Genomic DNA, 16717 nt, shown 5'->3' with positions numbered 1-16717 from the left:
GCGCGCCGAGCTCGGGGGCGATCCGCCAGTGGCGGCCGGCGGCGCCGGGCTCCGCGGCGACGGCGGCGATCGCCTCCTCGAGCAGCGGGCGCAGGGGGAAGGTCTCCTCGTGCAGGGCGGGGGAGCCGGACTGCAGGGCGAGGAGGGCCTCGAGCCGCTCGCTGGCGCGCCGCAGGTCGCGCAGGACCGCGGCGAGCGCCTCGGCCTCCGCCCGCGCTTCCGCCGCCGGCAGGGAGCCGCCCCCGCCCGCCGCGGCGAGGGCGCGCAGCAGCCGCTCCGCCCGGCCGGCGAGGGAGAGCCCGGGCCCGCGCAGCTCCGCCGCCGCCAGGCCGAGCCGGCGCTCCGCCGCGGCCGCCCGGCGTTCCGCCGCCGCCGCGCGCGCCGCCGCGGCCGCCCCGCGCCGGTGCGCGCACAGCGCCGCCGCGGCGGCGGCGAGCGCCAGCAGCCCCAGAATGACGGGAAGGAACGGCCCGGCCCCCGCGGCGGTCATGCCGCCCGTGTGGCACGGGACCGGTGAGCGCCCGGTTAAGCCGGCGGCGCCGGGCGCGCGGCGCGCGGCGTCAGGCGGCCGGGCCCGCCGCCTGCCGGGCCGCCCGGATCCGCTCCAGGCGGCGCTTCAGCGTGCGCGCCTCCTCCGGCAGCCGCCGGTCCGGCGTGCCGAGCAGGAAGGCGTCGATCCCGCCATTGTGCTCGATGGTGCGGATGCCCCGGGTCGAGACGCGCAGCCGCACCGGGCCGCCGAGCAGGTCGGAGAAGAACGACGCCTCCTGCAGGTTGGGCAGGAAGCGGCGCTTGGTCCTGTTGTTCGCGTGGCTGACGTTGTTGCCCGTCAGCACGCCCTTGCCGGTGATGGCGCAACGGCGGGCCATGGCGGAGTTTCCCGAAATCGCGGGCGCGCGGCGGGTGGCGGAGGGCTTCCGCCCGGCGCCGCGCGCGGGCTGGTCTCGAACCGAAGGCCGGCTATCTGACGGAGCGGGGCGGCGGCGTCAAGCCGCGGCGCCCGCCTCCCGCCCGGCCCAGCCGCAGGCGGCGAGGGCGGGGCGCATCGCCGGGGGCGGCTCGGCCTCGACGCGGAGGGGCGGGCCGTCCCCCTCGCGCGGCAGGACGACGGCCCGGGCGAGGAGGTGCAGGCCGCCGGGATGCGTGCCGCCGCCATAGCGCGCATCGCCCAGGATCGGGCAGCCGAGATGGGCGCAATGGGCGCGGAGCTGGTGCGTCCGCCCGGTGCGCGGGCGCAGCTCGAGCCAGGCGAGGCCGTCGCGCGCGTTCCGCCCGAGCACGCGCCAGGCGGTCCGCGCCTCCTGGCCGGCGGGGTCCACCACCATCCGCCAGCCCGCCGCGGCGGAGGAGACCTTGCGCAGCGGCGCCGCGATCTCGCCCTCGGCCGCGGGCGGGGCGCCGCGGACCACCGCCCAGTAGATCTTCTCCACCCGCCCGGCGGCGAACAGCGCGCCGAGCCGCGCCAGCGCCGGGCGGGTGCGGCCGAGCACGAGGCAGCCCGCGGTGTCGGCGTCCAGCCGGTGCGCCGGCTGCGGGTCGCGCCGGCCGCCGAAGCGCAGCGCCGGCAGCCAGTCCTCGAGCGAGGGCCCGCCGCGCGGCCCGCGATGGACGGCAAGGCCCGCCGGCTTGTCGAGCACCAGGATCGCGGCGTCGCGGTGCAGCACCCGGCCGGCGACGCCCGGCGCCGGCGCGGCGGGGGGTTCCCAGCGGCGCCGCGCGGGCGGATGGTGCCGCCCCGGAACCCGACCCGCGCACCGCCCCATGTCCGCCCCTCCGCCCGAACCGCCGCTGGTCATCTGCCTCGGCAATGTCGTGGCCGACCACACCTTCTGGGTGGACGAGATACCCCAGCCGCCCGCGAAGAGCACCGCCCGTGCCTACAGCCTCGGCCCCGGCGGGCTGGCGGCGAACGCGGCGATCGCGGTGGCGCGGCTCGGCGGCCGCGCGGCCTTCTGGGGGCGGATCGGCGACGACCTGAACGGCGAGCCGCTCGCCGAGGCGCTGGCGGCCGAGGGGGTGGACGTCTCCGGGCTGCGCCGGGTGAAGGGCGCGCGCACGCCGGTCTCCGCGGTGCTCGTGGACCGCAGGGGGGAGCGCAGCATCATCAACTTCCGCGGCGAGGGGCTGGACCGCGACCCCTCCTGGCTGCCGCTCGCCCAGCTGGACCGGGCGGCGGTCCTCCTCTGCGACCCGCGCTGGCCGGAGGGCGCGGTCGCGGCGCTCGCCGCCGCCCGGGCGCGCGGGGTGCCGAGCGTGCTGGACGCCGAGAAGAGCGAGACGCGCATCCTGCTCGAGCTGGTGCCGCGGGTGGACCACGTGGTGTTCTCGACGACCGGGCTGCAGAACTTCGCGCCCGGCGCACGGCCCGGCGAGGGCCTGCGGCGCGCCCTGGCCCCGGGCTGGCGGACGCGCGTCGCCGCCGTGACGCGCGGCGAGCGCAGCACGCTCTGGATGACGCGCGAGGACCGGACGCTGCGCGAGACGCCCACCTTCCGCGTCGAGGCGACCAACACCAGCGGCGCCGGCGACGTGTTCCACGGCGCCTATGCGCTGGCGATCGCCGAGGGGCGGGACGTCGAGGAGGCGATCCGCTTCGCCTCGGCCGCCGGGGCGCTGCGCGCCCGCGACGGGCGGACGCCGACGCGCGCGATGGTCGAGGCCCTGCTGCGGGGCGAGTGACCGCGCGGCGCATGGCGCGGCGGCGCGGATCGGCTAGGCTGCGCGCGGCAACCGACGCAGCGAGCGGGAGATGACGCGATGGCCGTGACCTGGCTGAAGAAGGCCGCCAAGACCCCGACCTCGGACGAGGGCGCCGCGCGCGCCGTGGTGGCGGAGATGCTCGCCCGGATCGAGGCCGGGGGCGAGGAGGCGGCGCGCGACTACGCGCGGCGCCTCGACGGCTGGGAGGGGCCGGTCGTGGTCGGGCCCGAGGAGATCGCGCGGCGCGCCGCCGAGGTGGACGAGGGGACGAAGCGCGACATCGAGCGCGCCATCGCCAATGTCCGCCGCTTCGCCGAGGCGCAGCGCGAGAGCATCCGCGAATTCTCGGTCGAGCTCGCGCCCGGCCTCGTCGCCGGACAGCGGCTGGTGCCGGTGAACTGCGTCGGCGCCTACGTGCCGGCGGGGCGCTACGCCTACATCGCCTCCGCCTACATGGCGATCGCGACCGCCAAGGCGGCGGGCGTGCCGTTCGTGGTGGCGGCCTCTGCCCCCTACCGGGGCGGACCGATCAACGCCAAGCAGCTCTACGCGATGCACAAGTCGGGCGCGGACATGATCCTGACGCTCGGCGGGGTGCAGGCGATCGCGGCGATGGCCTTCGGCCTGTTCACCGGCCGCCCGGCGGACGTGATCGTCGGGCCGGGCAACAAGTACGTCGCCGAGGCCAAGCGCATGCTGTTCGGCCGCGTCGGCATCGACGTGCTGGCGGGGCCGACCGAGATCTGCGTCATCGCCGACGCCACCGCCGACCCCGAGATCGTCGCCGCCGACCTGGTCGGCCAGTCGGAGCACGGGAAGGACAGCCCGGCCTGGCTGGTCGCGCTCGACCGCGGCCTCGCCGAGCACTGCCTGAAGCGCGTGCCGGAGCTGATCGCCGCGCTGCCGCCGACCGCGCGCGAGGCCGCCTCCGCCGCCTGGCGCGACTACGGGGAGGTGGTGCTGTGCGACACGCGCGAGGAGGCGGCCAAGGTCTCCGACGGCTACGCCGCGGAGCACCTCGAGGTGCTGGCCGCCGACCTCGACTGGTGGCTGGCGCGGCTGACCAACTACGGCAGCCTGTTCCTCGGCGAGGGGACGACGGTCGCCTACGGCGACAAGGCGGCGGGGCCGAACCACATCCTGCCGACCAAGGGCGCGGCGCGCTACTCCGCGGGCCTCTCGGTGCACAAGTTCCTAAAGCCGCTGACCTGGCAGCGCGCGACGCGCGAGGCGAACCGCGAGCTCGGCCCGCTGGCGGCGCGAATCTCCCGCCACGAGGGGATGGAGGCGCACGCGCGCACCGCCGATCTCCGTCTCGGCCGGTGGTTCCCCGGCGAGCACTTCGACACCGGGGTGCCGGTCCAGTCGTGACGCGGCCGCGGCCCGGCCGCGGCGACAAGAACAGGCGCAACAGGGAGGAGAACGCCATGGACATCAGGCGCCGGACCGTGCTGCGGCTGGGCGTTGCGGCGGGCGCCGCCGCCGCGCCCGCGGGCGGCGGCCATGCGCAGCAGGCCGAGGGCTTCCCCGAGCGGGCGGTGCGCTACATCGTGCCCTTCCCGCCGGGGGGCCTCACCGACATCATGGCCCGCATCGTCGGGCAGAGGCTCTCCGAGATCTGGGGCAGGCCGGTGGTCGTGGACAACCGCCCCGGCGGCAATGCGCTGCTCGGCCCCGACATCGCGGCGAAGGCGCCGCCCGACGGGCACACGCTGCTCGCCATCACCATGACCCACGCGGTCAACGCCAGCCTGTTCCCGAACGCGCCCTTCGACCTCCTGCGCGACTTCGCGCCGGTCTCGGTGCTCGGCTTGCTGCCGCTGGTGGTGACGGTGAACGCGAACAGCCCCTGGCGCACGCTCGAGGAGCTCACGCGCGCGGTGCGGACGGAGCGCCTCTCCGGCGGCTCCTCGCCCAACGGCTCGCCGCCGCATCTCGGGCTGGAGCTGCTCCGCCGCCACGCCGGCGCGCGCGAGAACCTGGTCCACGTGCCCTATCGCGGCGGCGCGCCGGCGGTGACCGACCTCGTCGCCGGCACGCTCGACCTGATGGTCTGCAACCTGCCGGAATGCATCGCGCAGTACCAGGCGGGCCGGCTGCGCCCGCTCGCCGTCACCGCCGAGCGCCGCCACCGCCTGCTGCCCGACGTGCCGACCGTGCGCGAGCTCGGCGCGCCGGGCCTCGAGATCACCAACTGGACGGCGATGATGACCAACGCCGCCGTGCCCGCCGCGATCCGCGCCCGCCTCGAGCGCGACACCCTGGCCGCCCTGCGCGACCCCGAGGTGCTGCGCAAGGCGGAGGAGGGCGGGTTCGACGTGCTCGCCTGGGATTCGGCGCGCTCGCAGGCGTTCCTCCGGAGCGAGGTGGAGCGCTGGCGCGCCCTGATCGCCGAGGCCGGGATCAGGCCGGGCTGACAAGGCGGCCTCCGCGCCCCGGCCTCCGCTCACCCCGCCCCGCCGCGCCCCGGCCCGGCAGCGCCCGGGGTCAGGCCGAAGGCGGCGCGGAACGCCGCGCCGAAGGCCGGGGCGCTGGCATAGCCCACCGCCGCCGCCGCCCGCGCCGGCGGCACCCCCTGGGCGAGCAGGGCCGCGCCCTCCACCAGCCGCACCTGCTGGCGCCAGCGGGCGAAGCCCATCCCGGTCTCGCGCCGGAACAGCCGCGCCAGGGTGCGCGCGCTGGCGCCGCAGTGCGCCGCCCAGTCCTCTAGGGTGAGCCGGCTCGCCGGATCGGCGGCGAGCGCGGCGGCGAGCCGCGCGAGCCGCGCGTCGCGCACCGCCGGCACGCCGAGCGGCAGGCTCGGGGCGCGCGCGATCTCCTCGACGATCAGCGCCGCGAGGTGGCCGCCGCGCCCGCCCTCGTCCCACTCCAGCGGCTCGGCGCAGGCGGCGAGGATCAGCTCGCGCAGCAGCGGCGAGACCGCGAGCACCGCGGTCCGCGGCGGGCCGGCGCGGCGCGCCGCGTCCTCGCGCAGGAACAGCGCGCGCATCGCCACCGTCCCGCGCATCGTCACCGCGTGCGGCAGCCCCGCCGGCACCCAGAGCGCGCGGCCGGGCGGCACGACGAAGTGCGCCGCCGCGGTGGCGATCCGCATCACCCCGCGCGTGGCGTAGAGGAGCTGCACCCGGGCGTGGCTGTGCCAGCCGGTGGCGTGGCCGTCCGGATAGTCCCGCACGAAGCCGGCGAGCGGGCGGTCCACCGCCTCCTGCGGGAAGTGGCGGAGCGGCGCCGCCGGGGCGGCGCGGCCTTGTCCGTCTGGCGACATGATCTGACCGGACGTCGCTGGATGGCCAGGATAGGCTCGGTCCTCCCCGGACGGAACCCCGCACGGAGCCCCTCGCGTGAAGGACCCCGCGACGCGGCAGATCGCCTTCCTCAACGCCGCCCACGCGCTGACCCACTACAGCCTTCTGATCCTCGCCACCGCGGTGCTCGCCATGGCGCCCCAGGCGGGCGGGATCTTCGGGCCGGACTACGGGCCGATCCTCGCCCTCGGCACCGGCATGTTCGTCACCTACGGCCTCGGCTCCCTGCCGATGGGCTGGCTCGCCGACCGGGTCGGGCGGCGCGCGCTGATGGTGGCGTTCTTCCTCGGCACCGGCGCCTTCATGGCGCTCGCCGGCCTCGCCGCCTCGCCCTGGACGCTCGCCGTGGCGCTGGCGCTGATGGGGGCCTTCGCCGCGATCTACCACCCGATCGGCACGGCGATGCTGGTCGAGGCGGCGGGCGACAGGGTCGGCCGCGCGGTCGGCGTGAACGGCGTGTTCGGCAATCTCGGCGTGGCGCTGGCGCCGGTGGTGACCGCCTTCGTCGCCGCCCAGGCCGGCTGGCGCTGGGCCTTCCTGCTGCCCGGCCTCGCCTGCATCGCCGTCGGCCTGCTCTACTGGCGCGAGCCGCCGATCGATCTCGCCAAGGCGCGGCCGGCGGCGCGGCCCTTTCCGCGGATCCCGCCCGCCGTGGCGCGGCGCGCGGTGATCGTGCTGCTCGCCATCGCCGCGACCTCCGGGCTGGTGTTCAACGCCTACACCCTGCTCCTGCCCAAGCTGATGGAGGAGCGGCTGGCGCACTCGCCGGGGCTGCTGCCGGTGGTCGGCATGCTCGCCTTCCTGGTCACGCTCTGCGGCGGGCTGACGCAGTTCACCGTGGGGCGGCTGATCGACCGCAACACGCTGCGCGCGGTGTTCCTGCCGCTCGCCCTGACCTTGGTGCCGGGGCTGCTGGCGCTCTCCTTCCTCGAGGGCTGGCCGGTGCTGCCCGTGGCCGGGGCGGTCGCGGCGGCGGTGTTCGGCCAGGTGACGGTGAACGAGACGATGACCGCGCGCTACGTCGCCCCCGCCCTGCGCGCCAGGCTCTACTCGGTGCGCTTCACCGTCGGCTTCCTCGGCGCCGCCGCCGCCTCGCCGCTGGTCGGCTTCCTGCACGAGGCGACGGGCAACCTCGCCGCGGCGATGCTGGTGCTCGCCGCCTTCAGCGCGGTGATCCTGGCCTGCGCCTTCGCCTTCCCCGACCGCAAGGAGGAGCTGCACCCGGAGCTGTGGGAACAGGCGGCCGACCCGGGCGCGCCGCGGCCGCGCCCGGCGGCGGCGGAGTGACCCCGGCCGGGGTGCGGGTCGCACCCCGCCCCGCGGCCGTCGCCCGGCATGGTTCGATCCCGGGATCGCCTTCGCGCGCCCGCTGCCCGGCGGCGGCGCCATGCGAAGGCCCGGCGGTCCCGGCCGAAGCACGCCTTCCCGCCGCAACGCCCCGGCGCCATCTTTCCTGCAACGCCCCGCCGCCGCCCCCCGGCGCAGGAGGAGCCGGCCATGCCCGCAGATCCCGACCCTGCCACCGCCCTGATCGTCGTGGACGTGCAGAACGACTTCTGTCCCGGCGGCGCCCTCGCCGTGCCGGAGGGCGACGCGGTCGTGCCGGTGATCAACGCCCTCGCCCGGCGCTTCGCCACCGTGGTGCTGACCCAGGACTGGCACCCGGCCGACCACCTCTCCTTCGCCTCGCAGCATCCCGGCCGCGCGCCGTTCGAGACGGTGGAGATGCCCTACGGCCCGCAGGTGCTCTGGCCCGACCACTGCGTCAGGGGCACCCCCGGCGCGGCGCTGCACCCCGGCCTCGACATCCCCCACGCCGCGATGATCCAGCGCAAGGGCCTGCGGCGCGAGGTGGACAGCTACTCCGCCTTCCTCGAGGCCGACCGCGCGACCCGCACCGGCCTCGACGGGTGGCTCGCCGCGCGCGGCATCCGCGCCGTCGTCGTCTGCGGCCTGGCGACCGATTTCTGCGTCGCCTGGACGGCGCTCGACGCCCGCCGCTTCGGCTTCGCGGCGGGCGTCGTCGAGGAGGCGTGCCGCGCCATCGACACCGGCGGCTCGCTCGCCCGCGCCTGGGCGGACATGGCGGCCGCCGGCGTGCGACGCATCGCCCGCGCGGCGGAGCTCTGATCCGCGCCGCCGCGGCGCGGGCGCGGACGGAAGGCGGAACGGCGCGCGCCGCCGGCGCCACGCCCATTGACCCGCGCCGCGCGGCCGGGCTTTCTGCGCGCCATGCCGATCCTCAGCGGACACGCGCGCCTCGCCGGCGTCCTGGGCTGGCCGGTGGCGCATTCGCGCTCGCCCCGGCTGCACGGTTTCTGGCTGGAGCGGCACGGGATCGACGGCGCCTACGTCCCGCTCCCGGTCCGTCCGGAGCGCTTCGCGCAGGTCGTGCGCGCGCTCGCCGATCTCGGCTTCCGCGGCGCCAACGTCACCCTCCCGCACAAGGAGGCCGCCTTCGCCGTCTGCGACGAGGTGGCGCCCTTCGCGCACCGCGCCGGCGCGGTGAACACCCTCGTCTTCCACGAGGACGGGCGGATCGAGGGTAGCAACACCGACGGCTACGGCTTCCTCGAGAGCATCCGGGAGGAGGTCCCCGGCTGGCGCGCCGACCGCGGCCCCGCCGTGCTGCTCGGCGCCGGCGGCTCGGCCCGCGCGGTCGCCGCGGCGCTGCTCGACGCCGGCTGCCCGCGCGTGGTGCTGGTCAACCGGACGCGCGCGCGCGCCGAGGCGCTGGCGCGCGCGCTCGGCGGGCCGATCACGGTGGCCGAGCGCCCCCCGCTCGCCGAGGCGGCGCTGCTCGTCAACACCACCGCGCTGGGGATGCAGGGTCAGCCGACGCTCGAGCTCGACCTCTCGCCGCTGCCGCCCGGCGCGGTGGTCGCCGACCTGGTCTATGTGCCGCTGGAGACGAGGCTGGTCGCCGCGGCGCGGGCGCGCGGCGACCTCGCCGCCGTGGGCGGGCTCGGCATGCTGCTGCACCAGGCGCGGCCCGGCTTCGCCCGCTGGTTCGGCGTCGAGCCGCAGGTGGACGCGGCGCTCAGGGACTTCGTCGCCGCGGGCATCCCGCCGCGATGAAGGTGCTCGGCCTGACGGGCGGGATCGGCATGGGCAAGTCCACCGCGGCGGCCGTGTTCCGCCGGCTCGGCGTGCCGGTGTTCGACGCCGACGCCGTGGTGCACCGCCTGCAGGGACCGGGCGGCCGCGCCGTCCGGCCGATCGCCGAGGCCTTCCCCGGCACGGTGCGCGACGGGCGCGTGGACCGCGAGGCGCTGCGCCGCGCCGTGCTCGGCGATCCCGCGGCGCTGCGGCGGCTCGAGCGCATCATCCACCCCCTGGTGCGCGAGGAGGAGCGGCGCTTCCTCGCCCGCGCGCGCCGGCGCGGCGTGCCGCTCGTCGTGCTCGACATCCCGCTGCTGTTCGAGACCGGCGGCGAACGCCGGGTGGACAAGGTGGTCGTCGTCAGCGCCCCGCCCGCGGTGCAGCGCGCGCGCGTCCTCGCCCGCCGGGGCATGACGGCGGAGCGCCTCGCCGCCATCCTGGCGCGCCAGATGCCGGACGCCGAGAAGCGCCGCCGCGCCGACCACGTGATCCGCACCGGCCTCTCCCGCCATCACGCACAGCGCGCGATCCGGCGGCTGGTGCGGCGCTGCCGGCGCGGCCCCGCCACCGCCCGGACCGCACCCGCCGCCGCGCCATGACCCGCCAGGTCCTGCTCGACACCGAGACCACCGGCCTCGACCCCGCGCTCGGCGACCGCATCCTCGAGATCGCGGCGATCGAGCTCGTCAACCTCGTCCCCACCGGGCGCGTGCTGCACCATCTGCTCGACCCCGAGCGCGAGGTGCCGGAGGAGGCAACGCGGGTGCACGGCTTCACCGCCGCGATGCTGCGCGGCAAGCCGAAATTCGCCGACATCCTCGACGAGCTGCTGGCCTTCCTCGCCGACGATCCGATCGTGGCGCACAACGCGCCCTTCGACTTCGCCTTCCTCGACGCCGAGCTCGCGCGCTGCGGCCGCCCGCCGCTCGACCGGGCGCGCATGGTGGACACGCTGGAGCTGGCGAAGCGGCGCTTCCCCGGCCTGCCGAACAGCCTGGACGCGCTGTGCCGGCGCTTCGGCATAGACCTCTCGCAGCGCACGACCCACAACGCGGTGCTCGACTGCCGCCTGCTCGCGCAGGTATACCTCGAGCTGATGGGCGGCCGGCAGCCGGGCCTCGGCCTCGCCGCGGCGCGCATCGCCGTGGCCGCGCCGGCCGCGGGCCCGGCGGCGGGCGGGGCGGCGCCCCCTCCGGCGCGGACGCCGCGCCCGATCGTGCCGAGCGAGGCGGAGCTCGCCGCGCATGCGGAGTTCGTCGCCAGGAAGCTGAAGGACGCGCTCTGGCTCAAGCCGCCTTTCGCGCCCGCGGCGGACGGGGAGTGAGGGGGCGGCGGGCGCCGCCTCACCCCGCCCGCACCAGCCGCACCAGCTGCGCGACGTGCTCCGGCGGCGTCTGCGGCACGACGCCGTGGCCGAGGTTGAACACGAAGGGCCGGCCGCGCATCGCCGCGAGGATCGCGCGCGCCTCGGCCTCCATCGCCGCGCCGCCGGCGACCAGCGCCAGCGGGTCGAGGTTGCCCTGCAGGGCGAGATCCGCCGCCACCGCCTGGGCCGCCCAGCGCGGGTCCATCGCCGTGTCCATGCCGACGGCGCGCAGCCCGGCGACCCGCTGCGCGTACTCCGCCAGCATCGGCCCGGCGAGGCGCGGAAAGCCGATCAGCGGCACCTCCGGGTGCCGGCGCCGCACCGCGCGCGCCACCGCCGCCGCGGGCTCGATCACCCAGCGCCGGAACTGCGAGGGCGGCAGCAGGCCGGCCCAGCTGTCGAACAGCATCAGCGCCTCGGCCCCCGCCTCCGCCTGGGCGATCAGGTAGTCCGCGGTCGCCTCGGCGAGCAGCCGGATCAGCCGGCCGAACCAGGCGGGGTCGCGGTAGGCCAGCTCCCGCGCCCGCGCGAAGTCCCCCCCGCCGCGGCCCTCGACCATGTAGCAGGCGACCGTGAACGGCGCGCCCGCGAAGCCGATCAGCGCCACGCCCGGGGCCTCGGCCTCCAGCCGGGCGCGGACCCGGCGCACCGTCTCGAGCACCGGCGCGGCGCGCGCCACCGCCGCCCGCGTATCGAGCGCCGCGAGCGCGGCGGCGTCGCGCACCGGCGGGTCGAGGACCGGCCCCTCGCCTTCCGCGAAGCGCAGCGGCTGGCCCATCGCCCAGGGCAGGATCAGGATGTCGGAGAACAGGATCGCCGCGTCCATGCCGAAGCGGCGGACCGGCTGCAGCGTGACCTCCGCCGCGAGGTCCGGCGTGGTGCAGAGCGCGACGAAGTCGCCGGCCTGGGCGCGCACGGCGCGGTATTCGGGCAGGTAGCGGCCGGCCTGGCGCATCAGCCAGAGGGGCGGCGGCCACACCGCCTCGCCCGCCAGCGCGCGCAGCAGCGGCTTGGCGCGGGCGGCCGCCCGGGACGCCTCTCGATCGCTTTCCATGCCCCTTCCTTAGCCATTGAAAGGAGAGTCCAGGAAGGTGGGAGTCCCAGTAGGGCCTGTGGATGCCGGGGACGCAGGGCGTCCCGGCGCCGTCCACAGCTTCGTCCACGCGAGGATCGGCGCGCAAATCGTTCCGGCGCCTGCGCAATTCCCGCCGCTCCCGGTTTTCGCGCCCGCCCGCGGCGCGGCATCCGCAGGGGCGCCCGCCGCGCCGTTGTTCCCCGTCTTGCGCTTCGCATCCGGCGGCGGCGACCCTATGTCCCCGTTGTCCACACCTGTTCCCGCTTTTCCCGCGCGACGATGGTCCCCCTCCGCTCGATCAACCTCCACCTGGTGTCGGATTCCACCGGCGAGACGCTGAACTCGATCGCGCGGGCGACCATCGCGCGGTTCGACGACGCCCAGGTGGTCGTGCACCGCTGGAGCCTGATCCGCAGCCGCCTCCAGCTCGATCGCGTGCTCGAGGGCATCCGGCACGAGCCCGGCCCGGTCCTGTTCACCCTGGTGGACCGCTCCCTGCGCCACGCGCTGGAGGAGACCTGCACGCGGCTCGGCCTGCCGCGCATGTCGGTGCTCGATCCGGTGATGGAGCTGCTGCAGGGCGCGATCGGCACGCGGGCGAAGGAGAAGCGCGCCGCGCAGCACGTGCTCGACGCCGACTACTTCCGCCGCATAGACGCGATGCACTTCGTGCTGGCGCACGACGACGGGCAGGGCCTGGCGGCGGTCGGCGAGGCCGACGTGGTGCTGGTCGGCGTCTCGCGCAGCAGCAAGACGCCGACCTGCTTCTACCTCGCCAATCGCGGCATCAAGGCGGCGAACGTGCCGATCGTGCCCGGCGCGCCGCTGCCGCCCGAGCTCGAGAACCCGCCCTGCCCGGTGGTCGGCCTCACCATCGAGGCCGGCGCGCTGATCGAGATCCGCCGCCACCGGCTCCGGCTGATCGGCGCCGGCGGCGTGCGGCAGGACAGCAGCGCCTATGTGGACCCGGAGGCGGTGAAGGCCGAGATCCTCGCCGCGCGGCGCCTCTGCACCCAGCGCGGCTGGCCGGTGATCGACGTCACGCGGCGCTCGATCGAGGAGACGGCGGCGACGGTGCTGCAGCTGATGGAGGCCTGGCACGCGCGCCGGGCCGGCCAGGCGGCGGTGGCGCAGGACCACCTGCCGACGCACGCGCCGGAGGACCCGGCGGCCGAGGTGCTCGGCACCGCCGGCCCGGGGGCGGCGCCGTGAGTCCGGACGCCGCCCCGCCGCTGCAGGCGGAGACGCCGCGCCTGGTGCTCGCCTCCGCCTCGGCGGCGCGGCGCGCCCTGCTCGCCGCCGCCGGCCTGCGCTTCGAGGTCGCGGCCGCGGCGGTGGACGAGGACGCGATCAAGGCCGCCGCCCGCGCCGAGGGCGTCCCGGCCGCCGACACCGCGCTGCTGCTGGCCGAGGCCAAGGCGCGGCGGGTCGCGGCGCGGGAGCCGGAGGCGCTGGTGATCGGCGCCGACCAGATGCTGGTCTGCGAGGGGCGCTGGTTCGACAAGCCCGCCGATCCGGAGGCGGCGCGGGCGCAGCTCCGCGCCCTGCGCGGCCGGACGCACGAGCTGGTGACCGCGGTCGTGTGCTGGCGGGGCGGCGGCCGCGTCTGGCAGCACGTGGCGCTGCCGCGGCTGACGATGCGGAACTTCTCCGACGCGTTCCTGGACGCCTATCTCGCGCGGGAGGGGGAGGCGGTGACCGCCTCGGTCGGCGCCTACCGGCTGGAGGGGCCGGGCGTGCAGCTCTTCGCCCGGATCGTCGGCGAGCACTCCAGCATCCTCGGCCTGCCGCTGCTGCCGCTGCTGGAATTCCTGCGCGGCCACGGCGTGCTCCTGCGCTGAGCGCGCGGGGCGTCCCGGTGGACGCCCCGCCCGCCCGGGTCAGAGGAGGACGCGGTCGATCACGTGGATCACGCCGTTGGTCGCCCGCAGGTCGGGACGGGTGATGGTGGCCGCGGGGCCGCTGCCCGCCGCGCGGGCCGACGCCGCGGCCGGCGTGGCGCCGGCGGCGACGCGCGCCACCTGCTGCCCGCCGGGCGCCACGCGGAGGCGGCCGCCGTCGAGGGTGACGATCTGCCCGTCGCGCGCGGCGATGTCGGCGCGGGAGAGCCGGCCGCGCGCGATCAGGCCGCGCAGCACGGCGGCGAGACGCTGCGGATCGGCGCTGACGGCGGTGCCGGTGCCGCCGCCCGCCTCCGGCGGCGCGGCGGCCCAGGCGGCGTTGGTCGGGGCGAAGACGGTGAAGGGCCCGTCGCCGCGCAGCGTCTCGGCGAGGCCGGAGCGCTCGAGCAGCAGGACGAAGCGGCTGAGCTCCGGCGTGTCCTCCAGGATGGCCATGATCGGGAAGCGGCCATCGGCGGTCACGGGCTCGCGGCGCTCCGGCGCGCAGGCCGGGGCGAGCAGAGCGGCGAGCGGCGCGGCGCCGCTCGCGCGGAGGAGGTGACGACGGGAAATCACGGTGGTGCGGTTCCTCGATCCGGGCTCCCGGCCCTCTCCGGGTCGTGCGGTCGGTCCGGGCGGGCGCAGGGATTAGCCGCGCCGGGCCGGCCGCGTCCAGCGGGCGGCATCGCGCCCGGGCGTCCGGCGCGTCCCGCCGCGGACGGCGGCTCGGCGGCCGCCGGCGCGGCGCCGTCCTCCACCGGGAGACGGGCAGGCCGCCCGGCACGGACGGGACGCGGCCGCCGGACCGGCGCCCCGCGGGTCGCGCGGCGCTCGGGCCCCGGCGCCCCTGGCCCGCGGAGGCGCCCGCGCTACATTCGCCCCACCGCCGCCCGGGACCGACCGCCGTGCCCCAGCTCACCTCGCCCGCCTTCAAGGAGAACGCCGCGCGCGCGCTGGCCGACGCCGCGCTGCAGCGGGCGCTCTCGGGCAGCCGCGGCGCCTTCCTCGCCCGCCGCCAGGCGGCGATCGCCGCCCTGCCGGAATTCGAGCGCCTGCGCGAGATCGGGCGCGACATCAAGAACCACACCCTCGCCCATCTCGACTTCTACCTCGAGACCTATGCCGCCAATGTCGAGAAGGCCGGCGGCACGGTGCACTGGTGCGCCACCGCGGAGGAGGCCCGCGCCGCGGTGCTCGGGATCTGCCGCCGCGTCGGCGCGCGCACCGTCACCAAGGGCAAGTCCATGATCTCCGAGGAGCTCGGCCTCAACGAGCACCTGGAGGCCAACGGCATCACCCCGGTCGAGACCGACCTCGGCGAGTACATCCTGCAGCTCCGGCGCGAGCCGCCCTCGCACATCATCGCCCCCGCCTTCCACCTCAACCGCGAGGACTGGGAGGCGAGCTTCCGCGCCGCCCACACCGACCTGCCGCGCGAGCGCGTCTTCCGCGAGCGGCGCGACATCCTGGCCGAGGCGCGCGCCCGGCTGCGCGCGCGCTTCCTCGCCGCCGACGTCGGCATCACCGGGGCCAATTTCCTGGTCGCCGAGACGGGGAGCAGCGTCATCGTCACCAACGAGGGCAACGGCGACCTCACGCAGACGCTGCCGCGCGTGCACGTCGTGCTCGCCAGCATCGAGAAGGTGGTTCCGACGCTCGAGGACTGCTGCGCGCTGCTGCGGCTGCTCGCGCGCAGCGCCACCGGCCAGGACTTCTCGGTCTACACCACCTTCTCCACCGGCCCGCGCCGCGCCGGCGACCGCGACGGGCCGGAGGAGTACCACGTGGTGCTGCTGGACAACGGCCGCTCCAGCATGGTCGGCACCCCGTTCCAGGACATGCTGCGCTGCATCCGCTGCGCCGCCTGCATGAACCACTGCCCGGTCTATGGCGTGGTCGGCGGGCACGCCTACGGCTGGGTCTATCCGGGGCCGATGGGAGCGGTGCTGACCCCCTCGCTGGTCGGCGTGGACAAGGCCGGGCACCTGCCCAACGCCTCCACCTTCTGCGGGCGCTGCGAGGCGGTCTGCCCGGTGAAGATCCCGCTGCCCTCGCTGATGCGCCACTGGCGCGAGCGCGAGTTCGAGCGCCGCCTGACGCCGCCCGTCGCCCGCTCGGGCCTCCGCCTCTGGGCTTGGCTTGCGCGCCATCCCGGGGCCTACCGCGCGGCGACGCGGCTCGCGGCCGGCGCGCTCGCGCTGCTCGGCCGCGGCCGGGGCGCGTTCCGCTCCTTCCCGCTCGCCGGCGGCTGGACCCGGGGGCGCGACCTGCCGGTGCCGGAGCCGGGCGGCACCTTCCTCGCGCGCTACGCCCGGGCGCAGCGGGAGGGGCGCGCCTGATGTCGAAGGAGGCCATCCTCGGTGCCATCCGCCGCGGCCTGCGCCGCGGGCCGCTGCCCGCCGACCAGGCGCTGCTGCTCGCCGCGCGGCTCGAGCGCCATCCGCGGCACCTGATCCCCGCCCGCGCCCGGCTGCCCCGCGCGGAGCAGATCGCCCTCTTCGTGCGCCACGTCGAGAAGGAGTTCGGCACCGTCGAGCGGGTGCCGGACGCCGCCGCCGTGCCCGCCGCGGTGGCCGACTACCTGGCGGCGCAGAACCTGCCCGCGCGCCTGGTGCGCGCCCCGCATCCCGAGCTCGACGCCATGCCCTGGTCCGGGCGGCCGCTGCTCGCGGTCGAGGCCCGCGCGGCGGGGCCGGAGGACGCGGTGTCCGTCCAGCACGCCTTCGCCGGCATCGCCGAGACCGGGACGCTGATGCTGCCCTCGGCGCCGGAGCGCCCGACCACGCTCAACCTGCTGCCCGACACCGCGATCGTCGTGCTGCGCGCCAGCCGCGTCGTCGGCGCCTACGAGGAGGCCTTCGACCTGCTGCGCGCCGAGCGGCGCGACGCGTCCTCCGGCGGCTTCATGCCGCGCAACGTCATGCTGGTGACCGGCCCCTCGCGCAGCGCCGACATCGAGCAGACGCTCGAGCTCGGCGCCCACGGCCCGCGCCGGCTGCACGTCGTGCTGATCGAGGACGACCCCGCGGCGCGTGCGGGCGGCGCGGCGGCGCCGTCCCCGCAGGAGGGCTGACCGGCCGGCACGCGCGCCCATGTTCGACGCCCTTCCTTCCCGCCCGCGTCGCCGCGCCCGCGGCCTGACCGCCGAGGACCGCGCGCTGTGGCAGGCCTTCGTCGCGCGGAGCGGCGTGGTGCCGCTGCGGCGCCGCGCCGCGGCCGAGGAGGCGCCCGCGTCCGCGCCCGCCGCCGCCGCGCCTGCCGCGCCCCCGCCGGCGCCGCCCGTGCCTGC

Annotated in this window: 18 protein-coding genes and 1 pseudogene; 13 read left to right on the top strand and 6 right to left on the bottom strand. The window is 77.2% G+C overall.

Annotated elements, in window-relative coordinates; translation table 11 throughout:
• The 3 genes from K1J50_RS17090 to K1J50_RS17080 form a co-directional block, all read right to left on the bottom strand.
• A partial coding sequence (locus tag K1J50_RS17090) for a hypothetical protein (protein WP_220118971.1) occupies positions 1 to 490 on the bottom strand: 490 nt, incomplete at its 3' end.
• Between the two features lie 70 nt (positions 491 to 560).
• The gene (gene rpmB, locus K1J50_RS17085) at positions 561 to 869 is read right to left on the bottom strand and encodes a 50S ribosomal protein L28 (protein WP_220118970.1); all 309 of its coding nucleotides are present in this window, start codon (positions 867 to 869) and stop codon (positions 561 to 563) included.
• Positions 870 to 986: 117 nt separating this feature from the next.
• Entirely contained in the window at positions 987 to 1664 is a 678-nt protein-coding gene (locus K1J50_RS17080) for an RluA family pseudouridine synthase (protein WP_369413636.1), read from the bottom strand.
• A gap of 97 nt (positions 1665 to 1761) precedes the next feature.
• Between K1J50_RS17080 and K1J50_RS17075 the strand changes: the two genes are divergently transcribed.
• The 3 genes from K1J50_RS17075 (at position 1762) to K1J50_RS17065 (ending at position 5117) form a co-directional block, all read left to right on the top strand.
• A complete protein-coding gene (locus K1J50_RS17075) occupies positions 1762 to 2679 on the top strand; it encodes a PfkB family carbohydrate kinase (RefSeq protein WP_220118968.1) in 918 nt (305 codons plus the stop codon).
• A 78-nt stretch (positions 2680 to 2757) separates the two neighbouring features.
• Positions 2758 to 4071, top strand: coding sequence for a histidinol dehydrogenase (hisD, locus tag K1J50_RS17070; RefSeq protein WP_220118967.1), 1314 nt, complete (start codon positions 2758 to 2760; stop codon positions 4069 to 4071).
• Between the two features lie 56 nt (positions 4072 to 4127).
• Positions 4128 to 5117 (top strand): Bug family tripartite tricarboxylate transporter substrate binding protein, encoded by a 990-nt coding sequence (locus tag K1J50_RS17065; protein WP_220118966.1) that lies wholly within the window; start codon positions 4128 to 4130, stop codon positions 5115 to 5117.
• Between the two features lie 29 nt (positions 5118 to 5146).
• Here K1J50_RS17065 and K1J50_RS17060 read toward each other — a convergent pair whose 3' ends face one another.
• Positions 5147 to 5965 carry a helix-turn-helix domain-containing protein gene (locus K1J50_RS17060; protein ID WP_220118965.1) on the bottom strand — a complete coding sequence of 273 codons (819 nt, stop codon included), beginning with the start codon at positions 5963 to 5965 and terminating at the stop codon, positions 5147 to 5149.
• 76 nt (positions 5966 to 6041) lie between these two features.
• Here K1J50_RS17060 and K1J50_RS17055 point away from each other — a divergent pair, with 76 nt between their 5' ends.
• From K1J50_RS17055 to dnaQ, 5 genes are all read left to right on the top strand, one after another.
• Entirely contained in the window at positions 6042 to 7292 is a 1251-nt protein-coding gene (locus K1J50_RS17055; protein ID WP_369413635.1) for an MFS transporter, read from the top strand.
• Positions 7293 to 7502: 210 nt separating this feature from the next.
• A complete protein-coding gene (gene pncA, locus K1J50_RS17050) occupies positions 7503 to 8135 on the top strand; it encodes a bifunctional nicotinamidase/pyrazinamidase (RefSeq protein ID WP_220118964.1) in 633 nt (210 codons plus the stop codon).
• A gap of 102 nt (positions 8136 to 8237) precedes the next feature.
• A complete protein-coding gene (locus tag K1J50_RS17045) occupies positions 8238 to 9083 on the top strand; it encodes a shikimate dehydrogenase (RefSeq protein ID WP_255575397.1) in 846 nt (281 codons plus the stop codon).
• Positions 9080 to 9706, top strand: a complete 627-nt coding sequence (gene coaE / locus K1J50_RS17040) for a dephospho-CoA kinase (protein ID WP_220118963.1) — start codon at positions 9080 to 9082, stop codon at positions 9704 to 9706. The genes K1J50_RS17045 and coaE overlap by 4 nt, the downstream gene beginning before the upstream one ends.
• Entirely contained in the window at positions 9703 to 10431 is a 729-nt protein-coding gene (dnaQ, locus tag K1J50_RS17035) for a DNA polymerase III subunit epsilon (RefSeq protein ID WP_220118962.1), read from the top strand. Before coaE ends, dnaQ begins: the two co-directional genes overlap by 4 nt.
• Before the next feature lie 19 nt (positions 10432 to 10450).
• Here dnaQ and hemE read toward each other — a convergent pair whose 3' ends face one another.
• Positions 10451 to 11527: a uroporphyrinogen decarboxylase gene (gene hemE / locus K1J50_RS17030; protein WP_220118961.1), complete on the bottom strand. Its 1077-nt coding sequence runs from the start codon at positions 11525 to 11527 to the stop codon at positions 10451 to 10453.
• A gap of 300 nt (positions 11528 to 11827) precedes the next feature.
• Between hemE and K1J50_RS17025 the strand changes: the two genes are divergently transcribed.
• On the top strand, positions 11828 to 12760 hold the full coding sequence (locus tag K1J50_RS17025) for a pyruvate, water dikinase regulatory protein (RefSeq protein WP_220118960.1): 933 nt from the start codon (positions 11828 to 11830) through the stop codon (positions 12758 to 12760).
• A complete protein-coding gene (locus K1J50_RS17020; RefSeq protein WP_369413634.1) occupies positions 12757 to 13389 on the top strand; it encodes a Maf family protein in 633 nt (210 codons plus the stop codon). Before K1J50_RS17025 ends, K1J50_RS17020 begins: the two co-directional genes overlap by 4 nt.
• A 39-nt stretch (positions 13390 to 13428) precedes the next feature.
• On the opposite strand, the gene K1J50_RS17015 is transcribed toward K1J50_RS17020, so the two are convergent.
• Complete coding sequence (locus K1J50_RS17015; RefSeq protein ID WP_220118959.1) at positions 13429 to 14004, bottom strand: fasciclin domain-containing protein; 576 nt, start codon at positions 14002 to 14004, stop codon at positions 13429 to 13431.
• A gap of 329 nt (positions 14005 to 14333) precedes the next feature.
• Here K1J50_RS17015 and K1J50_RS17010 point away from each other — a divergent pair, with 329 nt between their 5' ends.
• The 3 genes and pseudogenes from K1J50_RS17010 to K1J50_RS17000 form a co-directional block, all read left to right on the top strand.
• A complete protein-coding gene (locus tag K1J50_RS17010; protein WP_220118958.1) occupies positions 14334 to 15767 on the top strand; it encodes a lactate utilization protein B in 1434 nt (477 codons plus the stop codon).
• The gene (locus K1J50_RS17005) at positions 15767 to 16501 is read left to right on the top strand and encodes a LutC/YkgG family protein (RefSeq protein ID WP_220118957.1); all 735 of its coding nucleotides are present in this window, start codon (positions 15767 to 15769) and stop codon (positions 16499 to 16501) included. Before K1J50_RS17010 ends, K1J50_RS17005 begins: the two co-directional genes overlap by 1 nt.
• 19 nt (positions 16502 to 16520) lie before the next feature.
• A pseudogene (locus K1J50_RS17000) lies at positions 16521 to 16717 on the top strand (hypothetical protein); the annotation flags it as partial.

It is taken from the genome of Caldovatus aquaticus, assembly GCF_019458025.1.
GTDB lineage: Bacteria > Pseudomonadota > Alphaproteobacteria > Acetobacterales > Acetobacteraceae > Caldovatus > Caldovatus aquaticus.
Note: the sequence above shows the minus strand (reverse complement) of the source record. Positions and strands in the feature narration are given on the sequence as shown.

Coding starts and splice junctions, on each gene's coding strand:
- rpmB (WP_220118970.1), bottom strand. CDS start 869: ATGGCCCGCCGTTGCGCCATCACCGGCAAGGGCGTGCTGACGGGCAAC.
- K1J50_RS17075 (WP_220118968.1), top strand. CDS start 1,762: ATGTCCGCCCCTCCGCCCGAACCGCCGCTGGTCATCTGCCTCGGCAAT.
- hisD (WP_220118967.1), top strand. CDS start 2,758: ATGGCCGTGACCTGGCTGAAGAAGGCCGCCAAGACCCCGACCTCGGAC.
- K1J50_RS17065 (WP_220118966.1), top strand. CDS start 4,128: ATGGACATCAGGCGCCGGACCGTGCTGCGGCTGGGCGTTGCGGCGGGC.
- K1J50_RS17060 (WP_220118965.1), bottom strand. CDS start 5,965: ATGTCGCCAGACGGACAAGGCCGCGCCGCCCCGGCGGCGCCGCTCCGC.
- pncA (WP_220118964.1), top strand. CDS start 7,503: ATGCCCGCAGATCCCGACCCTGCCACCGCCCTGATCGTCGTGGACGTG.
- K1J50_RS17045 (WP_255575397.1), top strand. CDS start 8,238: ATGCCGATCCTCAGCGGACACGCGCGCCTCGCCGGCGTCCTGGGCTGG.
- coaE (WP_220118963.1), top strand. CDS start 9,080: ATGAAGGTGCTCGGCCTGACGGGCGGGATCGGCATGGGCAAGTCCACC.
- dnaQ (WP_220118962.1), top strand. CDS start 9,703: ATGACCCGCCAGGTCCTGCTCGACACCGAGACCACCGGCCTCGACCCC.
- hemE (WP_220118961.1), bottom strand. CDS start 11,527: ATGGAAAGCGATCGAGAGGCGTCCCGGGCGGCCGCCCGCGCCAAGCCG.
- K1J50_RS17025 (WP_220118960.1), top strand. CDS start 11,828: ATGGTCCCCCTCCGCTCGATCAACCTCCACCTGGTGTCGGATTCCACC.
- K1J50_RS17005 (WP_220118957.1), top strand. CDS start 15,767: ATGTCGAAGGAGGCCATCCTCGGTGCCATCCGCCGCGGCCTGCGCCGC.